This window comes from Streptomyces ficellus, from assembly GCF_009739905.1.
In the GTDB taxonomy this organism is placed as follows: domain Bacteria; phylum Actinomycetota; class Actinomycetes; order Streptomycetales; family Streptomycetaceae; genus Streptomyces; species Streptomyces ficellus_A.
Window position 1 is genome coordinate 5414823 of sequence record NZ_CP034279.1, and the last position, 17363, is coordinate 5432185.

Here is a 17363-nt window from a genome sequence, read left to right on the forward strand (position 1 = left end):
GGCGGCGCACCGGCGTGGATGAGCGCGGGATGAAGGCTTCTTCATGAACCGGCGGTCCCGGCGGGGCCGCGCGCGACCACCCCGGGCGTCATCCGTCCGGGTGAGGCCGGGCGGCCGCGGGCGAGCGGGGCCCGTGCCTCGGGGCGTTACGCGTCCAGGCCGATCGCGAACGCCGCCTCCAGGTCGTGCTGCGAGTACGTGCGGAACGCGACGTGCGTGTCCGTCGCCTCGACGCCCGGGATCTTGCTGATCCGGCCGGGGATGACGTCCGCCAGGTCGTCGTGGCGGGCGACGCGGACCATGGCGATCAGGTCGTACGTACCCGTGACGGAGAAGACCTCGCTGACGCTGTCCAGCGAGGCGATCGACTCGGCGATCTCGGGGATGCGGTCCACGCTGGTCTTGATGAGCACGATCGCGGTGATCACGGCTGTCCTTCTCCCTCGGTGGCCGCTGGGTGGGCCTTCACTCTAGCCCCCCGCCCGAACCGCACCCACGCGTACAGGAAGCCCAGGCAGAAGCCCACGACGTGGGCGAGGTACGCCACTCCCGGGCCGCTGTCGGCGCCCCGCGCGGCCAGCCACTGGAGGACGAACCAGAAGATCAGCACGATCCAGGCCGGGAACCGCAGCGGGAGGAAGAAGAGGAAGGGGAAGAGGCTGGTGACCCGCGCCCTCGGGAAGAGGTGGAGGAAGGCGCCCAGCACCCCCGAGATCGCCCCGGACGCGCCGACCAGGGTCTGCTCGGAGTTCGCGTGCGCCGCCGCGTACCCGAGGAGGGCGAGGCAGCCGCAGCCCGCGTAGAAGGCGGCGAACCGCACGTGCCCCATCCGCTCCTCGGTCATCGCCCCGAACACGTACAGGAAGAGCATGTTGCCGAGCAGGTGCAGCCAACTGCCGCTGACGAACAGCGCGGTCAGCGGGGTGAGCAGGACGTCCGGCGAGCCGCTCAGCAGTTCGGCCGGGACGATGCCCCAGCGGTGGAAGTACGAGCTCTGGGCGGCGAGGAGCGCGTCACCGGTGCCGTACGACGGGTTCAGCCCCGACACCGGGCTGATCACGAAGACCAGGAAACAGGCGCCGATGACGGCGTACGTCACGACGGGTCCGCGCCAAGCGATCATGGACAGATCATGACGTAAACGGAGGGAGCGGGACAGGGTGCCTCGCCGCACCACGGGGTACCCGCGAGGCCGTAGGGTTACGGCACGTACACCCGCAGTTCGACGGCGCACCGCGGCTCCCGCACCCGGCACCATGGAAGAGGACGGAACGATGACGACGGTTCCCCTGCCGACCGCGACGACCCGCTGGCGCTGCACGCTCTGCGGCAACCTGACCCGCTTCGACGTCACACGGTCGTCCAAGGTCGTGGAGTACGTCCATCTGGACCTCGCCGGTGAGCCCACGGTGGAGGAGCGCGAGGTGGTCAGTGAGACCATCGAGTCGGTCCGCTGCCGCTGGTGCAACGCGGTGGACCAGATCGAGCTGGTGGACAGGCCGGGCGCCGCTTCCTGAGAACCGGGAGCGCCCCGGCGGGCCAAGACACGGACGGGTAGTGGGGTGACGAACAGTGGAGCAGCCCGACAGCGGAGCCGAGCCGGCCGGTGCGGCCGGTGACGCCGCGGAGGCGCTCGACCGGCCGCTGCCCGAAGGTGTGCGGCGCCGGGTCGTCGCCCTCGTCTCGGACGCCTTCGGCGGCCTGACGGTCGGGGAACTGCCCGCGCAGCTGCGCCAGTACGCCCGGTTCACCCCCTCCCGGCGGGCCAAGTTCGCCGGCAACGCCATGGCGGCCGCCCTGGAGGGCGACCCGCTGTTCCGGCAGCGGATCGGCGAGCGGCTCAAGGAGGGGCAGCCGGAGCTGGCCCACGCCGTCGAGTCCGGCTCGCCGCCGGCCGCCGCCGACCCGGTGGACGTGGCCGCGACCGCCTACGTCCTGCGCCCCGCCGGCTGGGTCAAGCTGGTCGCCGCCGCCGGTGAGGAGGCCCAGCGGGCCGACGCCGAGCGCGCCGACGAGGCGGGCCGGCAGGAGCTGGAGCGGCTGCGCGCCGAGCTCGCCGAGGCCCGCGCGCACACCAGGGCCGAGACGGAGCGGCTGCGCACCGAACTGGACGCCGCGAAGAAGGAAGCGGAATCGCTTCAGCGCAAGCTGCGCAGCGCCCAGAGCGACGTCAAGCGCGGCGAGGCGGCGCTGCGCCGCAGCCAGGCCGACATCGACGGCGTCCGCGCCGAGGCGGCCGCCCAGGTGTCCGCCGCGGAGAGCGAGACACGGCGCCTGAAGTCCCGCCTCGGCGAGGCGGAGGCCGCGCTGGAGGCCAGCCGCCGGGCCGCCCGCGAGGGCCGCTCGGTGGAGGACATGCGGCTGCGGCTGCTGCTGGACACCGTCCTGGAGTCGGCCCAGGGGCTGCGCCGCGAGCTGGCGCTGCCGCCGGTCTCGGTGCACCCGGCCGACACCGTCGACGCGGTGGAGCCGGGCCGGATGTCGCCGAAGGACATCGCCGCCCGCGCGCTGTCGGAGACCGACCCAGCGCTGCTGGACCAGCTGCTGGCGCTGCCGCAGGCGCACCTGGTCGTGGACGGCTACAACGTCACCAAGACCGGCTATCCGACGATGCCGCTGGAGAAGCAGCGGCTGCGGCTGCTCGGCGGCCTGTCCGCGCTGGCCGCCCGCAGCGGCGCCGAGGTCACCTGTGTCTTCGACGGCGCGGAACTGGCCGCCCCGGTGCTGCTCGCGCCGCCGCGCGGCGTACGGGTGCTGTTCTCCAAGCCGGGGGTGACGGCGGACGAGCTGATCCGCCAGCTGGTCCGGGCCGAGCCGCCCGGCCGGCCGGTCGTCGTGGTCTCGACCGACCGCGAAGTCGCCGACGGCGTGGCCAAGTCCGGCGCCCGGCCCGTCGCGTCCGCCTTGTTGCTGAAGCGGCTTTCGCGCGCCTCGTGACAGTCGTAACCCGTGGGCGCAATGCCCGGTTTCGGGAAACGTAACGTCAAGTGCCCATGACGCACCGTGTGCTGTGTGTAAAGAATGTGCCCCCTGAGCGAGATTTTTCGCATGAGGATTTGAACTGATCACAAGATGGTCACTAGGGTCTGGCCTCACACCTCCGCGCAGGTGATCACTCATCGGGAGTGGCAGCGGAGGAACCGCCTAATTCCGTGCGGTCCGGCCTGTTTTGCGGGGGTGCCGGACGGGTGCGCGGAGCCGGGGCCCCGACCCCACAGCCCGGCAGGCGGCTGAAAGAGGAAGAAGGAGCTCGCCTCCGTGGCGTCCCACCGTCGTCCCAAGCAGCCGAGCCGCGCACGCGTGACCGTGCTCACCGCGACCGCCGCCGCTGCCGTCGCCCTGTCCTCCCACGCCGCTCAGGCAGACCCCAAGCCGAGCAAGAGCGAGGTCAAGGCCAAGGTCGACAAGCTCCACCACGAGGCCGAGGTCGCCACCGAGCAGTACAACCTCGCCGACGAGCAGCGCGGCAAGCTCCAGAAGGAGGTCGACGCCCTCCAGGACAAGGTCGCGCGCGGCCAGCAGGAGCTCAACGAGCTGCGCAACGGCCTCGGTTCGGTCGCCACCGCCCAGTACCGCTCCGGCGGCATGGACCCCTCCCTCCAGCTGCTGCTCTCCTCCGACCCGGACAGCTACCTCGACAAGGCGTCCGCCGTCGACGCCATCAGCGCCAAGCAGGCCGAGGCCCTGGAGACCATCCAGGCCAAGCAGCGGACCCTGGCGCAGGAGCGGGCCGAGGCCACCGGCAAGCTCGCCGACCTCGAGGACGTGCGCAAGACCCTCGCCGAGAAGAAGAAGTCCTACCAGGGCAAGCTCGCCGAGGCGCAGAAACTCCTCAACACCCTGACCGCCGAGGAGCGCGCCAAGATCCAGGAGCAGGAGCAGCGCGCCAGCCGCGAGGCCGGCGAGCGCGTCGAACTCGGCAACGAGGTCCCCGCCTCCCAGCGCGGCGCCGCCGCGCTCGCCGCCGCCGACACCCAGGTCGGCAAGCCGTACATCTCCGGCGCCGAGGGCCCCAACGCCTACGACTGCTCGGGCCTGACCCAGTGGGCCTACCGCCAGGCCGGCGTGAGCATCACCCGCACCACCTACACCCAGCACAACGACGGCGTGAAGATCGGCCGCGGCGAACTCAAGCCCGGCGACCTGGTCTTCTTCAGCAACCTGTCGCACGTGGGCCTCTACGCCGGCAACGGCCAGGTCCTGCACGCCCCCTACCCGGGCACCAACGTCCGCTACGAGGCGATGGAGTACCTCGGCGACTTCCAGTTCGGCGTACGCATCTGACACCCCGCCGCAGCGGTCCACGCACCGCCGCAACGGTCTGACGCGCCCGAACCGCGCGCCCGATCGGGTGGTTTGCCGCCCCCCAAGCTGACGCTCCGCCCCGCCGGTGACCTTGTGGTCTCGGGCGGGGCGCCGTTGTTCGACGCCCGTACGGTCGCTGGCCGCCGCGTAGTCACCCGGCTACTGTCTGGCGCGCAACAGCCAGCACAGCCTGCACGGCCCCAACGCAGCGGAACGGAGCGCGGTTCGTGGCGTCCCATCGCCGGTCCCCGGCATCCTCGTCCTCCGGATTCTCCCGGAGCGCGAAGGTCACCGTCCTCTCCGCCGCGGCGGCGGCCACCGCCGCCGCGCTCGGCACCGCCCCGGCCAACGCCGACCCCGGCTCCCCGGCGGAGACCACCCGCGCCAAGATCGACCTGCTCTACGAACAGGCCGAGAAGGCCACCGAGGGCTACAACAAGGCGGACGAGCGCGCCGACGCGCTCCGCGAACAGGTCTCGCGGATGCAGGACAGCGTGGCCCGCGGTCAGGAGCGGATCAACCGCATGCGCGGCGCGCTCGGAGTCGTCGCGGGCGCCCAGTACCGGTCGGGCGGCATGGACCCGGCGCTCGCCCTGCTCCTCTCCGAGGACCCCGACACCTACCTCGACAAGGCCGCCGCGCTCGACCGGATCAGCGAGCGGCAGTCCAGCGCCCTCACCGAACTGCGCCGCGCCCAGCGGATCCTCGCCCAGCAGCGCGCCGAAGCCGGCCGGACGCTCACCGAACTGGAGCGCAGCCGGGCCGCCGTCGCCCTCCACAAGCGCACCGTCGAACGCAAGCTCGCCGAGGCGCGCGCGCTGCTCAACTCCCTCCCCACCGACGAGCGCGACGCCTACGACCGGGCGTCCCGCTCCGGCCGCGACGACCTCCCGCCCGCGGGCGGCGAGGCCGCGACGGGCCGGGCCGCCGCCGCCGTGGCCGCCGTCCGCTCCGCCGTCGGCAAGCCGTACGTGTGGGGCGCCAACGGCCCCTCCGGCTTCGACTGCTCCGGACTGATGCAGTGGTCGTACGCCCAGGCCGGCGTCGGCATCCCCCGCACCTCCCAGGCCCAGCGCAACGCCGGACGGCACGTCCCGCTGTCCGAGGCGCGCCCAGGGGACCTGGTGACCTACCGGGACGACGCCAGCCACGTCGGGATGTACGTGGGCAACGGCCAGGTGGTCCACGCCCCCTACCCGGGCGCGCCCGTGCGCTACGACCCGGTCGGCATGATGCCCGTCTCGGCGGTCACGCGGGTCTGACGGCCCCGTGACGGCACGCCGTACGATCGGGGGAATGTGGGTCCGGAGACGTGCGGTGGCGGCGGTGCTCGGCCTGCTGCTGCTCACCGGCTGCACGGCGCCCGGGCCGGCGCCCGCGCCCGGCACGGCCGCCTTCCAGACGGCGGCGGACCGGCGGGCCTCCGCCGTACGCACCGGGCAGCTCGCCGCGGTCCCGCTCGCCGCCTGGTCGTACCGGGTGACGGACGTCCGGCCTGACGGCGACGACCGGGCCACCGCGCGCGCCGAGCTGAGCTACCGCCTCGCCGGGTACGACGACGGCGCCGTGACCGCCGAGCGGGCCCTCGGGTTCGCGCGGCGCGGCGGGAGCTGGACGGTCACGTCCGACCGGCCGGCGAAGGGCGCCGCCCCGCAGCTGTGGGAGCAGGGCGCCGTCGGCGTCGTCCGGGGCGAACGGAGCCTGGTCCTCGGCGCCGGACGGGACACCGCACGGCTGCGGGCCGTCGCCGCGGCCACCGACCGGGCGGTGCCCGCCGTGTCGGACGCCTGGCCCGAGGGCTGGGCCCGCCGCGTGGTGGTCCTCGTGCCCGGCTCGCTCAAGGACATGGGCGCGCTGCTGGGGGAGCCGGCGGCGGGGTACCGCGGTATCGCGGCGGTCACCACCGGCCGGGCCGGCGGCGGGCCCGGCGCCCCGGCGGACCGGGTGATCGTCAACCCGGAGGCCTACGCCGTGCTCGGCGACTACGGGCGGCGCTTCGTCCTCGCCCACGAGACGACCCACGTGGCCACCCGGACCGACACCTCCGAGCTGACGCCGCTGTGGCTCTCCGAGGGCTTCGCCGACTGGGTGGCCCACCGCGGTACGTCGGATGGGTCGGGCGGGGCTGGTGCTTCCGGTGCGTACCGTACGCCCGCCGAGGCGGCGCCCGGGCTGCGCGACGCCGTCCGCGCGGGCGCCGTACCGGCCGCCCTGCCCACGGACGGCGACTACTCGTTCGCCGCCGACGGCAAGGCCCTGGCCCGGGCGTACGAGGGCGGCTGGCTGGCCTGCCACCTGATCGCCGGCCGGTGGGGCGAGGCGAAGCTGCGGGACTTCTACCGGGCGGCGGGGGACAAGGGCCCGGAGACGGCGCTCCGCGAGGTCCTCGCGACGACCCCCGACGCCTTCACCGCCCTGTGGCGGGCCCACCTGCGGGAGCAGCTGGGCAGCTCATGAGGTGAGCAGTTCCTTGTCCCGGGTGGCCTGCGCCGGCACCGTCGCGTGCCCCTCCCGCAGCCGCGGTTCGGTCACCGTCTGCCGCCACAGCTCCCGGCAGGCGGTCAGCGAGGCGGCCACCAGCAGCCCGTTGCGCACCGTCAGCAGCACGATGCCCCACAGGTCGCTGTGCACCACGTGCGTGAACCAGATCGGGAACTCCAGCATCGTCACCCCCGTCGCCACCAGCACCATCTTCGCGGGCCGGGCCATCCGGCTGCCCCGGAACACCAGGCACACGGCCGCCAGCCCCACCAGCCAGATCATGTACTGCGGGCTGATCACCCGGCTCGTGGTGGTGAACAGCAGCACGGCCGCGAACGCCGCGTCCGGCAGCGTCGTCGTACCGAACGCGCGCGCCCGCACCCGCCACACCAGCAGCCAGCCGAACGCCGCCACCGTCAGCGCCAGCGCCGCACCGGACACCACCGGCACGTACGGGCCGAGGAACTCCACCGACCCGTAGTTCAGCAGCACCTGCCCCTCCCAGCCGAAGTTCCGCGCCACGTGGAAGACGAGCGAACCCAGCGACTCCACCTCCGTGCCCCGGTCCCGCTGGAAGGTGAGGAACGCCAGCGCCCCCGGCATCGCCGCCACACAGGCCAGCAGCACCGCGGTGCCCGTGACCACCGCCGCCGTCCAGGAGCGCACGGTGACCCGGCCGCGCCGGGTGCCCGCCAGCAGCAGCACCGGCCACACCTTCACCAGCGCGCCGAACCCCGCCAGCGCGCCCATCACCCGCGGGTGCCGCACCCCGGCCAGCAGCGCGGCGACCGCGACGGCCGTCACCATCAGGTCGTAGCGCGCGTACCCGGTCGGGCCGAGCAGCGGCACGCCCGCCACCCACACCCACGCCCCGGACAAGCACTTCCCGGGGCGCCGCCCCGCGTACAGCAACAGGCCGAAAACCACCGCGTCACACGCGAAGGTGAGGAGGAAGAAGGCCGACGGGTAGTCCAGGAAGGGCAGCATCCCGGGGGAGAGGATGGCGAGCGCCGCGGCCGGCGGGTACTGCCAGGTGACGTCGTCCAGCGGGTACGTGCCCGTGCGCAGCACGTCGTACCAGCCCTGGTAGATCACCGAGACGTCGCTCGTTATGTCCGGCCCCGGCAGGACGAAGACCTTGAAGACGCAGAGCAGCAGGAGCGTCCTGGTCAGAAGCCATATGCCGACGACTGTGAACGGGAGCCGGATGCCGCTGGGGCCCTTCATGCAAACCTCGTCCGGGTGGGTGGGGGTGGTCTTCGGTCGGATCGGTTCCGTGGTGCCGGGCGGGACGGTGCGGAAGCGGTGGAGCGGCGCCGTTGGGTACTGTCGGCATGCGATGCACAAGACCTTGATCGTAACCAACGACTTTCCGCCCAGACCCGGCGGGATCCAGGCGTTTCTGCACAATATGGCGCTCCGACTCGACCCGGAACGGATCGTCGTCTACGCCTCCACGTGGAAGCGCGGCCGGGAAGGTGCCGAGGCGACCGCTCTGTTCGACGACGAACAGCCGTTCCAGGTTGTCCGGGACCCTACGACGATGCTGTTGCCCACGCCACGTGTGACCGCGCGGGCCGTCGGCCTGCTGCGCGAGCACGGCTGCGAATCCGTGTGGTTCGGCGCGGCCGCCCCGCTCGGGCTCATGGCCCCCGCGCTGCGCCGCGCGGGCGCACGGCGGATCGTCGCCACCACGCACGGGCACGAGGCCGGATGGGCCCAGCTGCCCGGCTCGCGGCAGCTGCTGCGGAGGATCGGCGAGGGAACGGACACCCTCACCTACCTCGGCGAGTACACCCGCTCCCGGATCGCCGGCGCGCTGACTCCCGCGGCCGCCGGGCGCATGGTCCAGCTGCCGCCCGGGGTCGACGAGAAGACCTTCCACCCCGGGTCCGGCGGCGACGCGGTGCGCGAACGGCTCGGGCTCGCCGAGCGGCCGGTGGTCGTCTGCGTCTCGCGGCTGGTGCCGCGGAAGGGTCAGGACACGCTGATCAGGGCCATGCCGTCGATCCTCGCGCGGGTGCCCGACGCGGTCCTGCTGATCGTCGGGGGCGGGCCCTACGAGAAGGACCTGCGCCGCCTCGCCGCGGAGACCGGCGTGGCCGGATCGGTGCGCTTCACCGGATCGGTGCCGTGGGCGGAGCTCCCCGCGCACTACGGAGCCGGTGACGTCTTCGCCATGCCCTGCCGCACCCGGCGGGGCGGGCTGGACGTCGAGGGCCTCGGCATCGTGTACCTCGAGGCCTCCGCGACCGGGCTCCCGGTCGTCGCCGGCGACTCCGGCGGCGCGCCGGACGCCGTCCTGGACGGCGAGACGGGCTGGGTCGTCCGCGGCTCGTCCCCGGACGAGTCCGCCGACCGCATCGTCACGCTCCTGGAGGACCCGGACCTACGCCGCCGCATGGGCGAACGCGGCCGCGCCTGGGTCGAGGACAAATGGCGCTGGGATCTCTTGGCGGAGTCGCTGAAGCGTTTGCTCTGAGGGGGGCGCGGCGAGGCTCGTTGTGGCGGACGCCCCGCCTCGCCCCCGTTGCGGGCGGGCAACCGCCCGGCTGGGGCTCCCCCCACCCGTTGCGGGCTCACCCGGCTGGGTTCCCACCCGCCCGTTGAGGGCTCGCCCCGCTGGACGGCTCCCACCCCCCGGAGTGGGCTCGCCCTGCGGGGGCTCCCACCCTGCCTACCCCGTTGTGGGCAATCGTCCCGCAGGGCGGGACGGGTGGGCACAACGGGACCGGGGCGGTGCCTCGTCCCGGTTCGCCCAGGGGCGGTGCCTGTTCCCGGTTCGCCTGCGGGCGGTGCCTCGTGCCGGTGCCGGTCGGTGGGTGGGGGGCGTGGCCCCTCCGGGCTCGCCTCCTCGGGGCCGGCGGCCTCGGGTTACGGGATAGGGAGCCCCGGTAGCGCCGCCGGTCCCCTGCGGGGGCGACCCTGCACGGCCCCGCCCCGGTGTGTGGCCGGGTGCGGGCCGTGGGGGATTGGGGGCGCGCGGGCTATGGGCGGATCGGCGGGTTCCGTCGATGCTCCGACCATGACACCAAAACTGACGCGCCGTCACCTCCTCGGCCTCGGCGCCCTCCAGACCGCCGCCGCCCTCGGGCTCACCCGGATCGGCCGGGCGAACGCCCCGGAACACGGCACCGCCCTGGTCGTCGGGACCGGCTACGGCGGCGCCGTCGCGGCGCTCCGCCTCGGCGAGGCCGGCATCCGTACCACCGTCCTCGAAATGGGCGCCCTGTGGAACCGCTCCGGCCCCGACGGGCGGGTGTTCTGCTCCACCGCCGCCCCCGACCACCGGTCCATGTGGTTCCGCACTCGCACCGAGGCGCCGCTCGCCACGTTCCTGTGGCTGGACGTGGTGAACAAGAACATCAGCCCGTACCCCGGGGTCCTCGACCGGGTGCGGTTCGCCGACATGTCGGTGTTCGTGGGGCGGGGGGTGGGCGGCGGGTCGCTGGTCAACGGCGGCATGGCCGTCACGCCGCAGCGCGCGTACTTCTCCGAGATGCTGCCGCACGTGGACGCCGACGAGATGTACCGCACGTACTTCCCGCGCGCCAACGCCATGCTCGGCGTCAACAGCATCGACCCCGCCTGGTTCGAGACCACCGAGTGGTACCGCTTCAGCCGCGTCTCGCGGAAGCACGCGGCGAGGGCGGGGCTGCGGACGACGTTCGTGCCGAACGTGTACGACTTCGGGTACATGCAGCGGGAAGCGGCCGGTACGGCGGTGCGGTCCGCGCTGGGCGGTGAGGTGATCTACGGCAACAACCACGGCAAGCGCAGCCTGGACCGTACGTATCTCGCCGCCGCCCTCGGCACCGGAAACGTCACCATCGAGACGCTGCACCGGGCGAGAGCCGTGCGCAGGGAGCGCGACGGCACGTACGTCGTCACGGCCGACCGGATCGACCTGGCCGGGAAGGTGGTCGAGACCCGGGAGTTCGGCTGCGAGCGGCTCTTCCTCGGAGCGGGGAGCCTCGGGACGACCGAGCTGCTGCTGCGGGCCAGGGAGACCGGCGCCCTGCCCGGGCTGAGCGACGAGGTGGGGCGGGGGTGGGGGCCCAACGGCAACGTCATGACCGGCCGGGCCAACCACCTGTGGGACACCGTCGGGGCCAACCAGTCGACGATGCCGGTGATGGGCATCGACGACCGGGACAACCCCGACAACCCGGTGTTCGCGGAGATCGCCCCGCTGCCGACCGGCCTGGAGCACTGGGTGAGCCTGTATCTGGCGATCACCCGCAACCCGGAGCGCGGCACGTTCCGGTACGACCCGGCGACGGACGGCGTGCGGCTGGACTGGAACCGGGCGCAGAGCCAGGTGTCGGCCGCGTCGGCGAAGCGGCTGTTCGACCGGATCAACGCCCGGAACGCCACGATTTACCGGTACGACCTCTTCGGCGGCAACCGGACCTTCGCCGACGACTTCACGTACCACCCGCTGGGCGGGTGCGTGCTGGGGAGGGCGACCGACGACTACGGGCGGGTACGCGGCGCTCCGGGCGTGTACGTCACCGACGGATCCCTCGTACCGGGATCCATCGGTGTCAACCCGTTCGTGACGATCACGGCCCTGGCCGAGCGGACGATGAGCCGGGTCATCGCGGAGGACTACGCGCGGTAGATCGCTTCGATCTCGTCCGCGAAGTCCTTCGCCACCACGTTGCGCTTGAGCTTGAGGGACGGCGTGATGTGGCCGGCTTCCTCGGTGAACTGGGAGCTCAGGATCCTGAACTTGCGGACCGATTCCGCTTTGGAGACCGCCGCGTTGCCCTCGTCCACGGCCCGCTGCACCTCCGCCAGCAGGTCGGGGTCCTCGCACAGCGACGCCGCCGTCGAACCGGCCGGCTTGCCGTGCTCGGCGGCCCAGCGGCCGAGGAACTCCTCGTCGATGGTGACCAGCGCGCCGACGAAGGGGCGCCCGTCGCCCACCACCATGCACTCCGCGATCAACGCGTTGCCGCGGATGCGGTCCTCGATCACCGCGGGGGCGACGTTCTTGCCGCCCGCGGTGACCAGGATCTCCTTCTTCCGGCCGGTGATCGCCAGGTAGCCGTCCTCGTCGAGGGTGCCGATGTCACCGGTGTGGAACCAGCCGTCGGCCAGCGCCTCCGCGGTCGCCGACTCGTTCTGCCAGTAGCCCGAGAAGACGTGCTCGCCGTGGATGAGGACCTCGCCGTCGTCGGCGATGCGGACGACCGAGCCCGGCAGCGGCTGCCCGACGGTGCCGATCTTGGGGCGGTCGTACGGGTTGAACGCGGTCGCCGCGCACGTCTCCGTCAGGCCGTAGCCCTCCAGGACGGTGAGGCCGATGCCGCGGTAGAAGTGGCCCAGCCGCTCGCCCAGGGGCGCGCCGCCCGAGACGGCCGCCTGGCAGCGCCCGCCCAGCACCGCGCGGAGCTTGTTGTAGACCAGCTTGTCGAAGACGAAGTGCTTCAGCTTCAGGGCCAGCGACGGGCCCTCGGGGCCGGAGGTGGCGCGGCTGTAGTCGATGGCCGTCTGCGCGGCCTTGTCGAAGATCTTGCCCTTGCCGTCCGCCTGCGCCTTGGCGCGCGCCGAGTTGTACACCTTCTCGAAGACGCGCGGGACGCCCAGGATCAGCGTCGGTTTGAAGGCGGCCAGTTCGTCGGTGAGGTTCTTGATGTCCGGTACGCAGCCCAGGCGGATCGGCGCCAGCACCGAGCCGACCTCGATGAGCCGTCCGAAGACGTGCGCGGCAGGCAGGAACAGCAGGGCCGAGCACTCCCCGGTGCGGAACAGCGGCTTGAGCCGCTCGACGACGTTGCCGCACTCGGCGAAGAAGTTGCGGTGCGTCAGGACGCAGCCCTTGGGGCGGCCCGTGGTGCCGGAGGTGTAGACGATCGTCGCGATGTCGTCGGCCTTGGCGGACGACATCGCCCGGTCGACCGTCTCGTCGGGTACGTCGGCCCCGGCGGCGGTCAGTTCGCCGACGGCGTCCCGGTCCAGGCGCCAGACGTGCCGCAGCTCCGGGAGGTTCCCGCGCACCGACTCCACCGCCGTCGCGTGCGCCTCGGTCTCCACGATCACCCCGACCGCGCCCGAGTCGCCCAGTATCCACTGGACCTGCTCGGCGGAGCTCGTCTCGTACACCGGCACCGTCACCGCGCCGGCGCTCCAGATCGCGAAGTCCATCTGGACCCACTCGAACCGGGTGCGGGAGATCAGACCGACCCGGTCACCGGGGCGCACGCCCAGGGCGATCAGGCCCTTGGCGGCGGCCCGGACCTCGGCGAGGAACTCGGTGGCGGTGACGTCCACCCACGCACCGGCCACCTTGCGGCCCATGACGGCCGTGTCCGGGTGCTGCGCGGCATTGCGGCGGATGAGATCCGTCAGGTTGCCGTCCGTGGGGACCTCGTACAGGGCCGGAAGGCTGAACTCGCGCAAAACTGCTGCTCCTCATCGGGCGCCGGCGCCACGGCTCTGTGTGATGCACCGGTTGCGGTCCACGGTCGGGCACGTACTCGGTGGGGGCGAGCACGACTGGACTGCCCGGACGTTACCCACCAGTACTCGGTTCCCGATAGGGGCGTCGGCGAGATGTTCGCTGCGTCACACGTCACTGGCTGTACTTGACGCACAGTAGTCCACAGTTGTGACGAGGTGGAAGTAACCGCAGGTCCGACCGCCTAGGGTGGGTGGCCATGAGGGTCAACGTGATCAGCGACGTGCACGGGAACGCCGAGGACCTGGCAGCCGCGGGCGAGGGTGCCGACGCCCTCATATGCCTCGGTGACCTGGTGCTCTTCCTGGACTATCACGACCACTCGCGCGGCATCTTCCCCGACCTCTTCGGCGTCCGGAACGCCCACCGGATCGTGGAGCTGCGCACGGCCCGCCGCTTCGACCAGGCCCGCGAGTTCGGCCGCCGGCTGTGGGCGGAGCTGGACGTGGACCGCGACACGGCCATCGACCAGGCCGTACGCCGGCAGTACGCGGCCCTGTTCGCCGCGTTCCCCACCCCGACGTACGCCACCTACGGCAATGTCGACATACCGTCCCTGTGGCACGAGTACGCCGGCCCCGGCACCACCGTCCTGGACGGGCAGCGCGTCGAGCTGGGCGGCCTCGTCTTCGGCTTCGTCGGCGGCGGGCTGCGCACCCCGATGCGGACGCCCCACGAGATCTCCGACGAGGAGTACGCGGCCAAGGTCGAGGCGCTGGGCGAGGTCGACGTGCTGTGCTCGCACATCCCGCCGGACGTGCCGGAGCTGACGTACGACACCGTCGCGCGCCGCTTCGAGCGCGGCAGCCGGGCCCTGCTCGACGCGATCCGCCGGACCCGGCCCCGGTACGCGCTCTTCGGCCACGTCCACCAGCCGCTGGTGCGGCGGATGCGGGTGGCGTCGACCGAGTGCGTGAACGTGGGGCATTTCGCGGCGACCGGGAGGCCCTGGGCCCTGGAATGGTGAGCCGCGCCCACGCGATAGCCTTCACCCCTACAGGAACCGGTACCGCACTGGAGGAGCCACGGCGATGGCGGAACACACCAGCTCGAGCATCGAGATCGAGGCGGCACCGGCCGACGTCATGGGAGTGATCGCCGACTTCGCGCGCTACCCGGAGTGGACGGGCGAGGTGAAGGAGGCGGAGGTCCTGGAGAAGGACGCCGCCGGCCGCGCCGAGAAGGTCCGCCTGCTGCTGGACGCCGGCGCGATCAAGGACGACCACACCCTGGCGTACACCTGGACCGGCGACGACGAGGTGTCCTGGACGCTGGTCAAGTCCCAGATGCTCCGCGCCCTGGACGGCTCCTACCGCCTGCGGCCGCTGGCCGGCGGCGCCCGCACCGAGGTGACGTACCAGCTGACCGTGGACGTCAAGATCCCCATGCTGGGCATGATCAAGCGGAAGGCCGAGAAGGTCATCATCGACCGCGCCCTGGCCGGACTGAAGAAGCGCGTCGAATCCCCGCGCAAGGGCTGACCTTGCGCACCGTCCTGGTCACCGGCCCCGGCGGCGCCGGGCGTACGACCGTCGCCGCCGCGACCGCCCTCGGTGGGGCGCGGCGCGGGCAGCGGGTCCTGTTCCTCACCGGCGACCGGGCGGTGCCCGACGACTGGTTCGCGGGCGACGGCGGGCCCGTCGTCCGCCGTGTCCACTCCGGCGCCCACTTCCGCGCCGAGATGCTCGCCTTCCAGGACCGCGCCGCCGCCGCCCTCGGGCTGCTCGGCGCCACCCCGCTCGCCGACGAGGAGCTCACCGAGCTGCCCGGCAGCGACCGGTTCGCGCTGCTGCGCGCCCTGCGGGACGCCGCCGCCGGCGACTGGGACCTCGTGGTCGCCGACCTGCCGCCCCTGCCCGACGCCGTGGCCGTCCTCGGCCTGCCCGAGCAGCTGCGCCGCTACCTGCGCCGGCTCCTGCCGCCCGAGCGGCAGGCCGCCCGTGCGCTGCGGCCGATGCTCGCCCAGCTCGCCGGCGTCCCCATGCCCGCCGCGTGGCTGTACGAGACCGCCGCCCGCTGGGACACCGAGCTGGCCGCCGTACAGGCTCTGATGGAGGCCCCCACCACCACCGTCCGCCTGGTCGCCGAACCGGGCCCGGCCGCCGCCGAGGCCCTGCGCACCGCCCGCACCGGCCTCGCCCTGCACCGCCTCGCCGTCGAGCCGGTCGTCGCCAACCGGATGCTGCCCACCACGTCCCCCGACCCCTGGCTCTCCGGCCTCGCCGCCCAGCAGCAGGCCCACCTCAAGGCGCTGGGCGAGGCGCACGAGCTGCCGCACCTCGGCCGCGATCCCCGCACCGCCGACGACCTCGCCCCGCTGGACCCGCCCCCCGTCCCGCCCGCCCCCGCCCCGGACTGGACCGTGGAGGACCGGCGCGAGGACGACGGCGTCCTGGTGTGGCGCATCCCCCTGCCCGGCGCCACCAAGCAGGACCTCGGCCTCGTCCGCCGCGGCGACGAACTCGTCCTGACGACCGGCCCGTTCCGCCGCGTCGTCCCCCTGCCGTCCGCCCTGCGCCGCTGCACCGTCACCGGGGCGGGCCTCGACGACGGGACGCTGGGCGTCCGCTTCGCCCCCGACCCCGATGTGTGGCCCCGCACGCGGTAACGTCGGTGGTACCACCCGCGCTGCCGCAGGAGTACGCCATGAGCGATGCCACCCAGCATCCCGACGCCGACGCCTGGGCGAAGGCCTGCGCCGAGGACCTGGCCGCCGAGAAGGCCCGCCGCCGCGGGACCGCGGGCCCGCCGCCCGGCACCGCCGCCGAGGAGCTGCGCAAGCTCGTCGACGCGGTCGCCGACAAGGTCGCCTCGCTGCGCACCCCGCTGCTCGGCATGGGCGCCCAGGACGCCGTGCAGCAGTTCGTCAGCCAGGCCAAGGCCGCCGTCGAGCCCGTCATCGAGCGCAACCCGCAGGTCTTCGACCACCTCGCCGCCGCCGGCAACGAACTGCTCGCCGCCTACCGCTCCGCGGTCGAGGGCCAGGAGCGCCGCTGGACCCGCGGCCCGGACGCCCCGCCCCCCGGCGACCCGTCCGCCGGGGACAAGAGGGACGACGACGGTCCGGGACCCACCGAGCACATCGACCTGGACTGACACCGGGTACGGTTGGCCGTAGCGGGGCTCGACCGAAAACTGAGGGACACATGGGACTCACCATCGGCGTCGACATCGGCGGCACGAAGATCGCGGCCGGAGTGGTCGACGAAGAGGGCACGATCCTCGACGACCACAAGGTGCCCACGCCGCCGACCGCCGAAGGCATCGTCGACGCGATCTGCGCCGCGGTGTCCGAAGCCGGCAAGGGTCACGACATCGAGGCGGTCGGCATCGGGGCCGCCGGGTACGTGGACGACAAGCGCGCCACCGTCCTGTTCGCGCCCAACATCCAGTGGCGCCACGAGCCGCTGAAGGACAAGGTCGAACAGCGCGTCGGCCTCCCCGTGGTCGTCGAGAACGACGCCAACGCCGCGGCCTGGGGCGAGTACAAGTTCGGTGCGGGCAAGGGCCACGAGGACGTCATCTGCATCACGCTGGGCACCGGGCTCGGCGGCGGCATCATCATCGGCAACAAGCTGCGCCGCGGCCGCTTCGGCGTGGCCGCCGAGTTCGGCCACATCCGGGTCGTCCCCGACGGCCTGCTGTGCGGCTGCGGCAGCCAGGGCTGCTGGGAGCAGTACGCCTCGGGCCGCGCCCTCGTGCGGTACGCCAAGCAGCGCGCCAACGCCACCCCCGAGAACGCCACGATCCTGCTCGGCCTCGGCGACGGGACGCCCGCCGGCATCGAGGGCAAGCACATCTCCGCGGCCGCCCGCCAGGGCTGCCCGGTGGCCGTCGACTCGTTCCGCGAGCTGGCCCGCTGGGCCGGCGCGGGCCTGGCCGACCTGGCGTCGCTGTTCGACCCGTCGGCGTTCATCGTGGGCGGCGGCGTCTCGGACGAGGGCGACCTGGTCCTCGACCCGATCCGCAAGTCGTTCCGCCGCTGGCTGATCGGCGGCCAGTGGCGGCCGCACGCCCAGGTGGTCGCCGCGCAGCTCGGCGGCGAGGCCGGGCTGGTCGGCGCGGCCGACCTGGCTCGCCAGGGCTGACGCCCCCGCTCGTCACGACGGTG

At 73.2% G+C, this 17363-nt stretch carries 16 protein-coding genes; 12 read left to right on the plus strand and 4 right to left on the minus strand.

Annotated elements, in window-relative coordinates; genetic code table 11:
* Window positions 1-146 precede the first annotated feature (146 nt).
* Together EIZ62_RS24205 and EIZ62_RS24210 are read right to left on the minus strand one after the other, a co-directional pair.
* Window positions 147-428, minus strand: coding sequence for an Lrp/AsnC family transcriptional regulator (locus tag EIZ62_RS24205; protein ID WP_064071695.1), 282 nt, complete (start codon window positions 426-428; stop codon window positions 147-149).
* Window positions 425-1123: a rhomboid family intramembrane serine protease gene (locus EIZ62_RS24210; protein WP_156694796.1), complete on the minus strand. Its 699-nt coding sequence runs from the start codon at window positions 1121-1123 to the stop codon at window positions 425-427. The genes EIZ62_RS24205 and EIZ62_RS24210 overlap by 4 nt, the downstream gene beginning before the upstream one ends.
* A 151-nt stretch (window positions 1124-1274) precedes the next feature.
* Between EIZ62_RS24210 and EIZ62_RS24215 the strand changes: the two genes are divergently transcribed.
* From EIZ62_RS24215 to EIZ62_RS24235, 5 genes are all read left to right on the plus strand, one after another.
* Window positions 1275-1517 carry a hypothetical protein gene (locus tag EIZ62_RS24215; RefSeq protein WP_126882978.1) on the plus strand — a complete coding sequence of 81 codons (243 nt, stop codon included), beginning with the start codon at window positions 1275-1277 and terminating at the stop codon, window positions 1515-1517.
* 55 nt (window positions 1518-1572) lie between these two features.
* A complete protein-coding gene (locus tag EIZ62_RS24220; RefSeq protein ID WP_156694797.1) occupies window positions 1573-2937 on the plus strand; it encodes an NYN domain-containing protein in 1365 nt (454 codons plus the stop codon).
* A gap of 321 nt (window positions 2938-3258) precedes the next feature.
* Window positions 3259-4284: a C40 family peptidase gene (locus EIZ62_RS24225; RefSeq protein WP_156694798.1), complete on the plus strand. Its 1026-nt coding sequence runs from the start codon at window positions 3259-3261 to the stop codon at window positions 4282-4284.
* A gap of 248 nt (window positions 4285-4532) precedes the next feature.
* On the plus strand, window positions 4533-5567 hold the full coding sequence (locus EIZ62_RS24230; RefSeq protein WP_156694799.1) for a C40 family peptidase: 1035 nt from the start codon (window positions 4533-4535) through the stop codon (window positions 5565-5567).
* Between the two features lie 34 nt (window positions 5568-5601).
* Window positions 5602-6762 (plus strand): hypothetical protein, encoded by a 1161-nt coding sequence (locus EIZ62_RS24235; RefSeq protein WP_156694800.1) that lies wholly within the window; start codon window positions 5602-5604, stop codon window positions 6760-6762.
* Here the strand turns inward: EIZ62_RS24235 and EIZ62_RS24240 are convergent.
* Window positions 6757-8013 carry a glycosyltransferase family 87 protein gene (locus EIZ62_RS24240; protein WP_156694801.1) on the minus strand — a complete coding sequence of 419 codons (1257 nt, stop codon included), beginning with the start codon at window positions 8011-8013 and terminating at the stop codon, window positions 6757-6759. The genes EIZ62_RS24235 and EIZ62_RS24240 overlap by 6 nt on opposite strands.
* Window positions 8014-8125: 112 nt before the next feature.
* On the opposite strand from EIZ62_RS24240, the gene EIZ62_RS24245 reads away from it, so the two are divergent.
* Window positions 8126-9268: a glycosyltransferase family 4 protein gene (locus EIZ62_RS24245; RefSeq protein ID WP_156694802.1), complete on the plus strand. Its 1143-nt coding sequence runs from the start codon at window positions 8126-8128 to the stop codon at window positions 9266-9268.
* A gap of 543 nt (window positions 9269-9811) precedes the next feature.
* Window positions 9812-11410, plus strand: coding sequence for a GMC oxidoreductase (locus EIZ62_RS24250; RefSeq protein WP_156694803.1), 1599 nt, complete (start codon window positions 9812-9814; stop codon window positions 11408-11410).
* Here EIZ62_RS24250 and EIZ62_RS24255 read toward each other — a convergent pair.
* Window positions 11398-13194, minus strand: coding sequence for an AMP-dependent synthetase/ligase (locus EIZ62_RS24255; protein WP_156694804.1), 1797 nt, complete (start codon window positions 13192-13194; stop codon window positions 11398-11400). The genes EIZ62_RS24250 and EIZ62_RS24255 overlap by 13 nt on opposite strands.
* 257 nt (window positions 13195-13451) lie before the next feature.
* Between EIZ62_RS24255 and EIZ62_RS24260 the strand changes: the two genes are divergently transcribed.
* The 5 genes from EIZ62_RS24260 to EIZ62_RS24280 all read left to right on the plus strand — a co-directional run bounded on the left by EIZ62_RS24260 (window position 13452) and on the right by EIZ62_RS24280 (window position 17340).
* Window positions 13452-14219, plus strand: coding sequence for a metallophosphoesterase family protein (locus EIZ62_RS24260; RefSeq protein ID WP_156694805.1), 768 nt, complete (start codon window positions 13452-13454; stop codon window positions 14217-14219).
* A gap of 64 nt (window positions 14220-14283) precedes the next feature.
* Window positions 14284-14733 (plus strand): SRPBCC family protein, encoded by a 450-nt coding sequence (locus EIZ62_RS24265; RefSeq protein WP_156694806.1) that lies wholly within the window; start codon window positions 14284-14286, stop codon window positions 14731-14733.
* A 2-nt stretch (window positions 14734-14735) separates the two neighbouring features.
* Window positions 14736-15860: an ArsA family ATPase gene (locus tag EIZ62_RS24270; RefSeq protein WP_156694807.1), complete on the plus strand. Its 1125-nt coding sequence runs from the start codon at window positions 14736-14738 to the stop codon at window positions 15858-15860.
* Window positions 15861-15898: 38 nt separating this feature from the next.
* On the plus strand, window positions 15899-16348 hold the full coding sequence (locus tag EIZ62_RS24275; RefSeq protein WP_156694808.1) for a DUF5304 domain-containing protein: 450 nt from the start codon (window positions 15899-15901) through the stop codon (window positions 16346-16348).
* Between the two features lie 50 nt (window positions 16349-16398).
* Complete coding sequence (locus EIZ62_RS24280) at window positions 16399-17340, plus strand: ROK family glucokinase (protein ID WP_156694809.1); 942 nt, start codon at window positions 16399-16401, stop codon at window positions 17338-17340.
* Window positions 17341-17363 lie beyond the last annotated feature (23 nt).